At 66.4% G+C, this 12,308-nt stretch carries 13 protein-coding genes; 6 read left to right on the top strand and 7 right to left on the bottom strand.

The genetic code is table 11. The features are described 5' to 3' along the window. Nucleotides 1–16: 16 nt before the first annotated feature. Complete coding sequence (gene nhaA / locus HNO88_RS08080) at nucleotides 17–1,234, bottom strand: Na+/H+ antiporter NhaA (RefSeq protein ID WP_184243890.1); 1,218 nt, start codon at nucleotides 1,232–1,234, stop codon at nucleotides 17–19. 313 nt (nucleotides 1,235–1,547) lie between these two features. Here nhaA and HNO88_RS08085 point away from each other — a divergent pair, with 313 nt between their 5' ends. Then, nucleotides 1,548–2,219: a hypothetical protein gene (locus tag HNO88_RS08085; RefSeq protein ID WP_184243892.1), complete on the top strand. Its 672-nt coding sequence runs from the start codon at nucleotides 1,548–1,550 to the stop codon at nucleotides 2,217–2,219. A 57-nt stretch (nucleotides 2,220–2,276) separates the two neighbouring features. Next, entirely contained in the window at nucleotides 2,277–3,080 is an 804-nt protein-coding gene (locus tag HNO88_RS08090) for a hypothetical protein (RefSeq protein WP_246381349.1), read from the top strand. A 166-nt stretch (nucleotides 3,081–3,246) separates the two neighbouring features. Here the strand turns inward: HNO88_RS08090 and HNO88_RS08095 are convergent, their stop codons facing one another. The 3 genes from HNO88_RS08095 to HNO88_RS08105 form a co-directional block, all read right to left on the bottom strand. Then, nucleotides 3,247–4,302, bottom strand: a complete 1,056-nt coding sequence (locus tag HNO88_RS08095) for an NAD(P)H-dependent amine dehydrogenase family protein (protein ID WP_184243895.1) — start codon at nucleotides 4,300–4,302, stop codon at nucleotides 3,247–3,249. Nucleotides 4,303–4,316: 14 nt separating this feature from the next. After that, on the bottom strand, nucleotides 4,317–5,123 hold the full coding sequence (locus tag HNO88_RS08100; protein ID WP_184243897.1) for an SDR family NAD(P)-dependent oxidoreductase: 807 nt from the start codon (nucleotides 5,121–5,123) through the stop codon (nucleotides 4,317–4,319). Nucleotides 5,124–5,222: 99 nt separating this feature from the next. Next, a complete protein-coding gene (locus HNO88_RS08105; RefSeq protein WP_312857020.1) occupies nucleotides 5,223–5,618 on the bottom strand; it encodes a ribonuclease HI family protein in 396 nt (131 codons plus the stop codon). 66 nt (nucleotides 5,619–5,684) lie between these two features. Between HNO88_RS08105 and HNO88_RS08110 the strand changes: the two genes are divergently transcribed. Then, entirely contained in the window at nucleotides 5,685–5,930 is a 246-nt protein-coding gene (locus tag HNO88_RS08110; protein ID WP_184243901.1) for a glutaredoxin domain-containing protein, read from the top strand. 31 nt (nucleotides 5,931–5,961) lie between these two features. Here HNO88_RS08110 and HNO88_RS08115 read toward each other — a convergent pair whose 3' ends face one another. Together HNO88_RS08115 and HNO88_RS08120 are read right to left on the bottom strand one after the other, a co-directional pair. Continuing rightward, complete coding sequence (locus HNO88_RS08115) at nucleotides 5,962–6,324, bottom strand: DUF3253 domain-containing protein (RefSeq protein WP_184243903.1); 363 nt, start codon at nucleotides 6,322–6,324, stop codon at nucleotides 5,962–5,964. Continuing rightward, a complete protein-coding gene (locus HNO88_RS08120; RefSeq protein ID WP_184243905.1) occupies nucleotides 6,324–6,581 on the bottom strand; it encodes a hypothetical protein in 258 nt (85 codons plus the stop codon). Before HNO88_RS08120 ends, HNO88_RS08115 begins: the two co-directional genes overlap by 1 nt. A 237-nt stretch (nucleotides 6,582–6,818) precedes the next feature. Here HNO88_RS08120 and HNO88_RS08125 point away from each other — a divergent pair, with 237 nt between their 5' ends. Then, a complete protein-coding gene (locus HNO88_RS08125; protein ID WP_184243907.1) occupies nucleotides 6,819–7,802 on the top strand; it encodes a MucR family transcriptional regulator in 984 nt (327 codons plus the stop codon). A gap of 20 nt (nucleotides 7,803–7,822) precedes the next feature. On the opposite strand, the gene HNO88_RS08130 is transcribed toward HNO88_RS08125, so the two are convergent. Then, nucleotides 7,823–8,275, bottom strand: coding sequence for a tRNA (cytidine(34)-2'-O)-methyltransferase (locus tag HNO88_RS08130; RefSeq protein ID WP_184243909.1), 453 nt, complete (start codon nucleotides 8,273–8,275; stop codon nucleotides 7,823–7,825). 96 nt (nucleotides 8,276–8,371) lie between these two features. On the opposite strand from HNO88_RS08130, the gene HNO88_RS08135 reads away from it, so the two are divergent. Together HNO88_RS08135 and HNO88_RS08140 are read left to right on the top strand one after the other, a co-directional pair. Then, nucleotides 8,372–10,681 carry a patatin-like protein gene (locus HNO88_RS08135; RefSeq protein ID WP_184243911.1) on the top strand — a complete coding sequence of 770 codons (2,310 nt, stop codon included), beginning with the start codon at nucleotides 8,372–8,374 and terminating at the stop codon, nucleotides 10,679–10,681. An 80-nt stretch (nucleotides 10,682–10,761) separates the two neighbouring features. After that, a complete protein-coding gene (locus HNO88_RS08140) occupies nucleotides 10,762–11,928 on the top strand; it encodes a hypothetical protein (RefSeq protein WP_184244060.1) in 1,167 nt (388 codons plus the stop codon). Nucleotides 11,929–12,308 lie beyond the last annotated feature (380 nt).

The following is a 12,308-nucleotide window of genomic DNA, read 5'->3' on the forward strand; positions in this document are numbered from 1 at the left end:
TGCGGATCGGCGTGGGTCAATCGGCCTGGGCGCTGGTGGCCGCAGGCACGCTCCGTGCTGCGTCGGAGCGCTCGGGGCGCACGAAGCGCAGGACAAGGTAGCCGCTGAGCCCGGCCATGAGCGAGCCGGCCAGGACCCCGATCTTGGCTTCGGCCTGGAGCAGCGGATCGCCGGGGAAGGCAAGCAGGGCGATGAAGATACTCATCGTGAAGCCGATGCCGCACAGCAGGGCCACACCCAGCATATGTGGCCAACCGGCGTGCGCCGGCATGTCCGAAAGCTTCAGGCGAACGGCCAGCATCGCGAAGCCGAACACGCCGACCACCTTGCCCATCAGCAGGCCGAGCGCGACGCCGAGCGTTACCGGCGCCAACAACGCACCGGCGGGAAGGCCGAGCACGGGAACGGCCGCGTTGGCCAGAGCGAAGATGGGCAGGATCACGAAGCCGACCGGAAGGTGCAGCGCGTGCTCCAGGCGGTGAAGCGGGCTGGCGCTGTGCGCGTCGCTTGTGCCCGGCGTGCGATCCATCGGAATGGTGAGCGCGAGCGCGACGCCGGCAAGCGTGGCATGAACACCCGAGCGCAAGACGAATACCCAGAGCACCAGGCCGACCAGCAGGAAAAGCGACAGGCGTCTCACGCCCGATCGATTGAGAGCGACCAGCACCGCAAGCGCCATTCCGGTGCCCGCGAGGTCCGGAAGCGAGATGCCCGCGGTGTAGAAGAACGCGATGATCGCCACCGCCCCCAGGTCATCGATGATCGCCAGCGCTGCAAGGAAGATGCGCAACGATGCCGGCACCCGCTTGCCCAGCAGGGCCATGACGCCAAGCGCGAAGGCGATGTCGGTGGCAGCCGGAATCGCCCAGCCCGATGCGGTTGCTCCCCTGTTGAACGCAAGGAAGATCAGCGCCGGGACGATCATCCCGCCCGCCGCCGCCACCCCCGGCAAGATCCGCCGCGGCCATGTCGAGAGCTGGCCGTCCAGCATCTCCCGCTTGATCTCGAGACCCACCAGCAGGAAGAAGATCGCCATCAGGCCATCGTTGATCCAGTGGCCGAGTGACAGTGGCCCGACATAGGCGTGCAGCAGGACATCGAAGTCCGGCCCGATCGGCGAATTGGCGATGACGAGCGCGACGAGCGCAGCCACCACCAGCACGATGCCGGAGGACGCCTGGGCGTTGAGGAAGCGACGAATGGCGCTGAGCGGTATCAGGCGGGCAGGCGCCATGGGCAATGGACTCCGGGCAAGGCTTCTCGTCGCTGGCGGCCCGACCAGCGAGAAAACCTGCCCGCCAGAACCGACGAACACCCAGGCGGGGCTTAGCAAGGCTCGCGGTAGGCGGCAAGCGCGCGGCATTGCGTCGTGCACGTAGCGACGAAGAGGGCCGAAGATGGAGGCTCACCGTGCCGCAGCCTTCGCGTCCGCCCCTCCCGTGCACGCGCAGAGCAGGCCGTCCGCCGTCGGATCGAAAACGTGCATGCGTTCGAACCGGCGACCGAAAGATCATTGATTTGGGTCGTTGGAGCCGCGACGGTGCGGCATGGACTTCATGAAGTGGCTCAACTCGCTCGACGAGTTTCTGTTCGAGGTGATGAGCTGGCTCGTCTTCTTCCCGCTGACGCTATGGCGCACGCTGGTGCAGCCGTTGGAGATGATGGCCTATGCCGACGCGCAGTTGGCGCTGCCGGAGGATGAACAATACGCCGCCGCCGTCAGCCCGCCGCTGTTCCTGGCCCTGGCGCTGCTGATCGCGCACGGCCTGAGCACCGCCTTGGGACAAACGGACGCGATCATCGCCAACCGCCATGGACTGGCCGCACTGGTCGACAGCGAGACAAGCGCGCTGCTGTTGCGACTGGTGGCGTTCGCCACGATCCCGTTGGTCATGTCGGTTCAGTTGCTTCGCCGGCGAGGCGTGAAGATCGTGCGCGGCACCCTGCGCCTGCCCTTCTATGGCCAATGTTACCCGGCGGCGGCGTTCGCGCTGATGCTCAGCCTCGGTACGACCCTGGGATCTGTACCGCATCGATCGGCTCACATCGCCAGCACCGTCCTGACGATGCTTGCGTTCCTCTACTTCCTCGCCGCCGAAACCCGCTGGTTCATGGCTCAGCTTTCGATCAAACCGCTGCGCGCGTTTGGTGCCGCCGCGATGGGCTTGCTCGAAGGCTTCGCACTACTTCTACTGGTGGGATTCCTGTTCACGCGATAGAAGGACACACCATCATTGGAAGTTCGATCCATGCGGATGCACTATTCAGCGCCCTCGTTGCTTCTGTTGATTGGCACGCCCCTCGCGGCGCAGAGCCCATCGGACCTGTCGGACCTCGTGGGCGCGCGCGGCGCCGGCGGCGAAAGCGAACTGCAGCGCCGCGGCTATGTCTTCGTGCGCACGCAGGAGGGCGACGACCGCAAGTGGAGCAACTGGTGGAATCCCGCGCGTCGGCAATGCGTGACAGTCGTGACCATGAACGGCCGGTATGATTCGATCACGGCCACGCCGGCGCCCGACTGCAACCAGCAAGCGAAATCCGCTCAGGCAGATCGCGGCCGTGGCGCCCGGCCTCGCCCCGACCTTGGCTATGGCGCGCCCGCTCCCCAGGTCGGCTCTGCCAGCTACGCGGATCGCGATCGGGGAAGCCAGTATCGCAGTGACGCCGGGCTTGGTCTGGTCTGCTTCGGGGACGGCCAGCGGCCACGAGCGGCCACGAGCACGGGCTGGACCTGGAACAGCAGCTCGCGCCGGTACGATTACGGCAGCCGCACGCAACTGACGCAGGAGCATTTCGATGCGTCGCTGATGCTGCAGCTGGACGGCAACTCGGGCCAGATCCGCTTGCCCAAGAAACTGATCCCGCCGCTCCACTCGCGCGGGCAGGACGACTGGTGGCAACTCGACAATGTCGTGATCGGCGCCGACACGATCAGCGCGAGGTATCGCCTGAACGGCCTCAACAAGCCCCGGCTCACCGTCGATCGTCGGAGTGGGCGCATTACTGTCGTCGGCTCCGGTGATTACGCGTTCCGCGGCAGTTGCGACCTCGTCGACGACGCCCAGCAGCGGCGCTTCTGATCGGTCATCTGCTGCATGAAGGCACGCCGGGTAGCGTGGTGTCGACGACGGTGACAGTCATGTGCCGCCGCTCTCAAGGCGGCACCCCTTCTCACCCTGAACCGTCACTTCGCCCTCGGCTTAACGTCCGATCGATTCTGATCTCAGCTGAAGGTAGGCACGGCGCTCAGCGCCGTACCAGACCCTTGGGCTCCACCACGCCCAGGTCGACGTGGTCGACGATCCCCGGAGCGGCGTCGCACACCGCTCCCACCGCCGTGCAGCCGACCAGCCCGGTCCACGGCAGGCCCAGGAACGGATGGCGACCGTCCTCGTCCTCCATGCTCATCAGGTGGCATTCCAGTGGCGGCTCGCCCTTGATGCGCACGCGGTACTTGGCCTCGCCCTCTTCCCACAGGTGGTCGAGGTCGGTGCCCAGCTGCCAGTAGAAGTGGTAGACGATCAGCGGCGCGCCTTCGCACCAGGCGGTCCACTCGTAGTGCTGGCCGCCGACGGTCCCCGCCTTGACCTCGCCGAACTGGTGCTTGATGTCCTTGGTGGCGCGCGACACCTCGAACTTGACGGTGACGTTGTCGATCTCCTTGCCCAGCCCGCGCGCGATCATGTCCATGCTGGAATAGAAGTGCTTGTAGGTCTCGGGCGAGCGGCGCGGGTTGGCGAGCAGTTCCTCCGGGTCGGCGCCGAAGCCCATGATCTCGGTGTAGATCATGGGGTTGCGGACCTTGTCGATGATCTCGGAGACCTCGACGCAATCGACCCGGCTCATCAGCCGCGCCAGGGTCAGCGGCAGGATATCGCCCGAAAAGCCGGGATGGATGCCGCAGCCGTGGAACGAGACGCCGCCCGCCGCACAGGCCTCCTCGATCCGCCGGGTCTCCTCGGGCAGCCACTTGTTGGGCAGGTGCGGGCCGGCGGGCGAGACGACGTTCTTGCCAGAGGCGAGCAATGCACAGACCTGCTCCAGCGGCGGCGTCATCATGCTGGGGGAGAACAGCACGCAGTCCGCATCCAGCGCCAGGATCGCGTCGATGTCGCTTGTGGCCTTCACCCCGGTGGTCGCCGGCAGGCCAACCAGCTCGCCGGCGTCCTTGCCGACCTTCTCGGGATTGGTGACGTAGACGCCGACCAGCTCGATGGTCGGGTTCTCGATGAAGTACTTCAGCGCCGCCGAGCCGACAACGCCCGTGGCCCACTGGATGACGCGATAGGTTTTCTCAGCCATGGTTCGGCTCCTCTTCAATTCAGGCCGCGGCTCTGGCCGCCGTCGACGCGGTAGTTGGCGCCGGTGATGAAGCCCGAGCGCGGGCTGGCGAGCATGCAGGCGACCATCGCCAGCTCCTCCGGCTTGCCGACGCGGCCGACCGGCGGAATATCGAACACCTTCGCCTCGCCGAATTTCTCGCAGATTTCCTCGAAGCTGGCGTCCGGATTGCCGAACTTCTCGCGCCCGAAGCGCATCAGGCCGTCGACCATGATGATGCCGGGCGTCAGGATATTGGCCGTGACGCCCACGTTGCGCAGAGAGCCGGCCAGGCTGACGGTGTAGTTGTTGAGCGCCGCCTTGGCCGCCGAATAGTCCGCGCCGACGTTGTTGGGCTGCATGGCGACGGCGCTGGAGACGTTGACGATGCGCCCGAACTTGGCCCCAATCATGTCGGGGATGCACAGCTGGCACAGCTGTACCGCGCCCAGCGTGTTGGCCTTGTAGTTCGAGAGGAAATCGGCCGCGTCGATCTCGTGCGGCTTCTTTGCGGAATTGCCCTCCGAGTTGCCGCCGGCGTTGTTGATCAGGATTTCGACGTTGCCGCCCAGCGCCGCCACCGCCTCGGCATGGACGGCCTGCGCGCCGCCGTCCTCGGCCAGTTCACCGATGGCGACACCGGCTGCGCCGATCGCCTTCGCCACGGCCTCGGCCCTTTCGCGATTGCGGCCATGCACGACGACCTGCGCGCCTTCCTGCGCGAGCATGCGCACGATCGCCTCGCCGATGCCGCTGCTGCTGCCGGTGACCAGAGCGCGGCGGCCCTTCAGGTCCAGATCCATGTTCGTCGCTCTCCCGTCTTGGCGCGCGAGAAACCACGATGGCGGACCATGCGCTATCCCCAGATGGGAATGCCGATGTTTTACCATCCACCTCGCGCTTCAAAACAAGCCACGCCGCGCCAAGGCAATGCCGGCAAGGTTCTTCGTGCGCGGTACATGACGCAAGCCAACCCGCGCGAAGCCGGCCGCAGCCTGGTGGAACCTGGCGAGGTATGGCGCCAGATGCGGGCTCCGGCACTTCTGTCGCCCGCTCGCCTGGGCGATCACCAGGGCGGAGTCTCCTACCAGCAGGATATCCGTGCAGGCTTGCGCATCCGCGAGTTCCATCGCCATGAGCAGCGCCAGCCATTCGGCCTGGTTGTTGTCGCCATAACCCTGATCGTCGCGGAACCAGGCCACGCCGCGGCTTACCACCGCAGCGTGCATCGGCCCGGGATTGGGCGCGCAGCCACCGTCGAAGTGGAAGGTGCGACGCTCGCTCGGGTGTGATGGCACGGAACTGCGGCCCTGCTGTGGCTTTGATCCCATTCGCGGGATCTGACCTTCGCGATGGAGACTGGCATGGCCGATAGCAAGAGCGCGACGTTGTACCGCATGGTGCTGCCCGATCACACCTGCCCGTTCGGGGTTCACGCCAAGCAGCTGCTGGAGCAAGCCGGCTTCGAGGTCGAGGACAAGGTGCTCTCGTCGCGCGAGGAGGTCGACGCCTTCAAGGACGAGCATGGCGTCCAGACCACCCCCCAGGTGTTCATCGATGGCGAGCGCGTTGGCGGCAGCGACGATCTGGAGCGCTACCTGGCTCGCTAAGCCTGCGACCGCTTTTTGGCGAGGCGACGTTCTACCCCGGCTCGGGCCTGGACCGCTTCTCCCCGGTCTCGCTGGACGCACGGCTCGGTCGCGAGTGGATCGAGCGGCTGCCGACCTGAAGACCGTCACTCGCCATTTGTGCGACGCGGATGCGGTAGGGACCTGAACGTGTCGGCATATCCTGGCCCTTCCAGCTGAGGCGTACCAGGCCGTCTGCGATGAGGCCGTCCACCGCGGCATGCACGAGGGGCATCGCCTCGCGCCAGTGCGTTGCCGCACCCTCGGCGGTGATCAGCCTGGCGACTTCACTGGGGCAGATCGTCGCTCCCGCCTCGCGTTGTACCAGCAAGGACAGCAAACCGGCGCGCGCGTCGTCGATGCCGGTCGCCGCCATCACAGGCCGATTTGGTCCAGTGCGGAGGCAAGTTCGGGATCCATGGCCTGGGTGCCTTTCGGCGTCAGCCGATTGAGCACGGTCCTCACGCGCTGTTGCGCGACCTGCAAGGTCTTGTGACGAACCTCGCGCGTCCAGTTGGTGCGGCGTAAGCGACTCTGGTTCAGCTGTGCCGCCCATTTCTGTTCCTCGGCGGCAAGGATCGCCAAGGCCAGCCGCAATCCATCGCGCCGGCCATGTGCATAGTCCTCAGACATCGAGAGATCCCATAATTGCTCCAGTCCAAGACAATGCGCGCATGCTCAGGTTGTGCCGCATATGGCCTGCGGCTGTTCGATTTGCATGTAAAGTGCATGAAAATTGGCACCGCGTCGCTGTTCGAGAGTTCGCCGAACAGTTGCTCGTAATCAGCTCTTTGCAGACTGGTCACGGTGCCGCGATGCAGCTACGTCATGATCTCGCCAGGTCGTCGTCGCTATGGAGAGCTCCAAATCATGCCCGAAGTCGAACAAACCGCCGATGTCACCACCCTGACGGTGCAATTGCTCAGCGCATATCTGGCCAACAACTCGGTGGCATCGGGCGAACTGGCCGACCTCATCCGCACGACGCGCGCTGCACTGACCGGCGAAGCCGAAGTCGACGCGGCGGCTGCGCCAGAGACGTTCACCCCTGCGGTTTCGGTGCGCAAGAGCCTGGCCTCTTCGGAGCACATCATCAGCCTGATCGACGGTAAGCCGTACAAGACCTTGAAGCGTCACCTGGCATCGCATGGCCTGACGCCCGACACTTACCGCACGCGCTACAATCTGCCCTCCAGCTACCCGATGGTCGCGCCCGACTATGCCGCGCATCGGCGCGCGGTGGCGCAGAAGGTGGGTCTCGGCACTCGCAAGCCTGTCGCCGACACTGCGGAACCGACCGAGCCGGTAGAAGCAGCCGACCAGCTGATCGAGGCCGCCCTGCCCGATGCGACGCCGGAACAGCAGCCCGAGCCGACGAAGGCGCCTGCCAAGAAGACAAGCGGACGGCCGGCGAAGAAGACGGCAGAGGCCAGCCCGGACGAGAACACCAGCGCCTCCGACGCCCCCTCACCCAAGGCATCCGACACGCCGGTAGAAGCGGAGGGTGCCGCTGCGCCAAAGCGCAAGGCCGGCAAGGCTCCCAGCCGCCCGCGCAAGGCGACCAAGACCGAAGCGGAAGGCGAAAGCAGCGCTGCGACAGCCGAACCGTCCTCGCCCTCGGCGGACGAGGCGGCGCCTGAAACCGCCGCGCCGAAGCGCCGTGGCCGGATCGGCCTGTTCAAGGCAGGCGCGTCGGAAACGACTGCCAAGGGCGACGCCGAACCGCAGCAGGCCAACGCCGCCGGTCCGGTAGAAGCCGCGTCGCCCAAGTCACAGCCCAAGCCCAAGAAGAAGGCGCCGCGCATGGCTCGCGAGCCCGGCAAGGCTGCAGCCGCGAAAGACAGCGCGAGCTAGAGCTGCCCGCGCGCGAAGGTTCAGCCGGGCAAGCCTTGGGTCTGACGCAAGGCTTCGCCCAGCACCAGCGCCGCGGCGGTGGCCAGGTTCATGGATCGCACTTGCGGGCGCATGGGCAGGCGCAGGCGCGCGTCGCAGACTTCGGCCACATCGCTAGGCACGCCCGCGCTTTCCTTGCCGAACAGCAGGATATCGTCGGGCCGGAACTCGAAGCGGTAGACCGACTGCGTGCTCTTGGTAGTGAACAGCAGCAGCCGCCCCTCGTCGTTCGCCGTCCGAAAGGTCGCGAAGTCTGGGTGGCGGGTGACCGTCACGTGATCGATATAGTCCATCGCCGCGCGCCGGACCCGCCGGTCATCCCACACGAAGCCCATCGGCTCGATGATATCGACGCTTGCACCCAGACACGCGGCCAGGCGCATGATCGCGCCCACGTTTCCGGCGATCTCCGGCTCGAATAGGGCGATCCGCATCGCTGCTGATTGGCGGCGGCGATGCGACAATGCAAGCCCTCGCCTGCGCGAGCAATTGCAGTGGCATAGCCGGCTCGGGTCTGGCACTGAGCAGCGATGCGGCAGAAGGAACTGCGGATCGGGCTCGTCTGCTACGGCGGCATCAGCCTGGCCGTCTACATGCACGGCGTCACCAAGGAGCTGTGGAAGGCGCTGCAAGCCAGCCGGTGCCTGTGGTCGGGCGAGGAGGCGCCGGGCGGCAGCGTCACCGTCTACCTCGACCTGCTGCGCACGATCGAAAGCCGGCACGCGGTTCGCCTGCGCGTCATCGCCGACATCGTCGCCGGCGCCAGTGCGGGCGGGATCAACAGCGTCTTCCTGGCGCAGGCGATCCACTCGGGTCAGTCGCTCGAACCGCTGACCGAGCTGTGGCTGGACACGGCGGACGTGGACGCCCTGCTCGATCCGGAGGCGCGGCCAGGCTCGCGCGCCGCCAAGTTCTGGGCGACACCGCTGGTGAACTACCTGCTGCACCGTCCCGGCAATGCCGTGAGCGAAACCGTGGCGCCCGAGACGCGGGCGGAGGTTCGCGAGAAGCTGTCGCGCCTGATCCGCTCGCGCTGGTTCGAGCCGCCGTTCAGCGGCATCGGCTTTTCCCGCCTGCTGAGCCGTGCGCTCTCGGCGATGGCGGCGGCCCCGTCCGCGCCGCCGCTGCTGCCGCAAGGCCATCCGCTCGACCTGTTCGTCACCGCCACGGACTTCAAGGGGCATCTGGAGACCTTGCACCTGCATTCTCCCCGGCTTGTGCTGGAGAGCGAGCACCGCCTGACCTTCGCCTTCCGTGCGCAGGCGAGAGGGTCCGGGCCGCTTGCGTCAATCCCGGAACTGGTGATGGCCGCCCGCGCCTCGGCAAGCTTTCCCGGTGCCTTCCCGCCGCTGATGATCGAAGAGATCGACAACCTGGCGGCGGAGGAGGAGCTTGCCTGGCCCGGCCGCGACGCCTTCCTGCAGCGCACGATGCCCGAACATGCCCGCCGCGGGGAGCTCGATACCGTGGCGCTGATCGACGGCTCGGTGCTGGTCAATGCGCCGTTTGCCGACGTGGTGCGGGTGCTCCATGATCGGTCCGCCGCGCGCGAGGTCGACCGCCGCATCGTCTACATCGACCCGACGCCCGACCGGCTCGGACAGGCGATGCGGCGGGACACGAAGGTGCCCGGCTTCTTCCCGGTGATCTTCGGCTCGCTTTCGGCGATCCCGCGCGAACAGCCGATCCGCGACAACCTGGAGGCGCTGGAGGCGCAATCGCGCGACATGGCGAACTTGCGCCAGATCATCGAGGCGCTCCGGCCGGAGGTGGAGGATACGGTGGAGCGCCTGTTCGGCCGCACGCTGTTCATCAATCGACCGACACCCAAGCGCCTGGCCGCCTGGCGCATGCGGGCCCAGCGCGCCGCCTTCGAGCAAGCGGGGTTCGCCTATCACGGCTACGCGCAAGTCAAGTTCAACACGATCGTTTCGGCGCTGGCGCAACTGGCGCACCAGGCCGCGCCGGAGCTGGAACTCGCCTCCAGCGAACCGATCCGCCAGCGCCTGCTGCAGCACCTCTCCGACCTTGCGCTGGACTGGAAGCAGGGCTTGCGTGACGCGACATCGCCCACGATGATCGCCTTCTTCCGCTTGCACGACATCGCTTTCCGCATCCGCCGCCTGCGCCTGCTCGCCCGCACGGTGACGCAGGAGCGCGATGCGGACGAGGACGCGACCGAGCAGGACCGGGACGCGGCCCGCACCGCGATCTACGATGCGCTGGCGCTCTACCTCGCGCGCGAACCGCTCAGCGCGCTTGGCCCAGAACTGCCCGGCCTTGCTCGCGATGTGATGGAGGAGCCCGGCGCGCTGATCCAATACATCGCCCGGCAACGCGACCTCGAAGGGATCGACGGCAAGGTCGACGAAATGCTGGCACAGGCCCTGGCAGACATGCCGGTGTCGCTGCGGCGGCGCGTGCTGTTCGCCTATCTCGGCTTCCCGCTCTACGACACGGTGACGCTGCCGCTGCTGCGGAGCGAGAACCTGACCGAGTTCGAACCGGTGCGCGTCGATCGGATCAGCCCCGAAGACTGCCACGCCATCCGCCCGGCCGGCGACGGCACGCTGCGTGGAACCGAGTTCTACAACTTCGGCGCCTTCTTCAGCCGCACCTATCGCGAGAACGATTATCTCTGGGGCCGGCTCCACGGTGCCGAACGCGTCATCGACCTGATCGCCTCGACCCTGGAGCCGGAACACAGCATCGCGGCGGATGACCTGCTGCGCTTCAAACGAAGCGCGTTTCTGGCGATCCTCGACGAGGAGGAAGCGCGGCTCACTGCCGATCCGTTGCTCGTATCCAGGATCAGGGACGAGATCGCCGCGGCCATGTGACCGGCTCTCGTTTTCGCTTCACCACCTCAAAGACAGCATATACTGTCTTGGTGAACAGCCGGAGTCCTGCCTTGTCCGCCATGCCGCCCAGCATCCTTGCGCTCCTGTCGGATCTCGAAGGGGCTGTCGCCAATCTGAAGGACACGTGGCGCCCCGAGGACCCCGCCTATATCGCCGACGTCTATCGCCAGACGATGACGAGCCTGTCCTACGCGTACTTCGCGTACTTCCATGCCGATGCCGAACACCCCGACTGGGCGCCGCTGTGGAACCCGGTCTATACGCTGCAGCCCAATCCCGACGACATCTACGTGCAGTCGCCGATCAGCGGCAGGTACAGCTATCGCGTCTCGGGCAATCGCGGGACCTGCAGGATCCTGTCGTTCACCAGCCAGAAGGCGGCTTCCGGCACCGTCGACGAAATGCCGCATCCCAATGGCCACAACGAGCTCGACACCAACGACCTGAACATCCCGCTGGGCGCGGACTTCGAAATCCTGTTCAGTGCCGAAAAGCCGGACGGGTATACCGGTCATTGGGGCCGCATCGATCCCGAGGCGACCTACATGTACTTGCGCTATCGCAGCTACGACTGGCTGAATGAGGTCGATCCGGTGCTGTCGATCGAGTGCCTCGACGCGGTGCCGTCCAAGCCGCGCCTCAGCCCGGAGCAGATCGCCGACCGCATTCGCGAGATGGCCAAGTTCCCCAGGCGCAAGACCGACTTGTACTACGCCATGCAGAACGGCGTGAAGGAGCGTGTCGGCTTCAACGTGTTCGAGCCGGTCAGGTATCCGGGCGCACTGGTCAAGCAGACCTACTGGCCCGCATGCTTCCAGTTCGCCGCCGACGAGGCGCTGATCATCGAGACGGAGCTGCCCGAGGTGCGCCCGTACTGGAACATCCAGCTGAACGATCCGTACTTCAATGCGCTCGAATACGTCTACCGGCTGAGCAGCACCAACGGCCACTTCGCCAAGACTTGCAGCGACGGCAGGTTCCGGGCGGTGATCGCGCTGGAGGATCCGGGCGTCCCCAACTGGCTCGACCCAGCCGGCTACACCGAAGGCGGCATCTACGGCCGCTGGTACGAGTGCGACACCGAGCCCGTGCCCACCATCAAGCGCGTGAAGCTGGCCGAGCTGCGCGATCATCTGCCGGCCGACACCCCGTTCGTCACGACCGAGGAGCGACGACGGGAACTGGCCGACCGCGTCCGAGCCTGCCAGCGCCGCCGCCGCTGGTGAGCAGATCGCCGCGCGCGAAGCCGACCGATCTTGACATTTAGAACCACATCGGTTACACGCCGCAGCAGGTCGGATGCAGACGAGCGGCTTTCAGGCCTGTCGCTCTTGCCCGCACCACCCCGCGGCCGGCGCTTTAGACGGGCGTCTGCAACCATGCGAAGCCTTGCTCTCACTCGAGAGGTCGGCGGCAAGCTGCGAGCCCGTCTCGCCGGCGCTTCGCGTATCAGGGCCGATCCGGCGGCGCTTACGCCTTCCCACGCCGGACGTTCGCATTACTGGAAGCGCGAGCCAACCCTGTCGCGCCAGGGCAGCGCCGGCCGCATCCGTCCGCGTCTGACTTCTACCTGGCGTAAGATCCGCAGTCGCCGGCGGAGAATGTC

The sequence above is a fragment of the Novosphingobium chloroacetimidivorans genome (assembly GCF_014204535.1).
Taxonomy (GTDB): Bacteria; Pseudomonadota; Alphaproteobacteria; order Sphingomonadales; family Sphingomonadaceae; genus Novosphingobium; species Novosphingobium chloroacetimidivorans.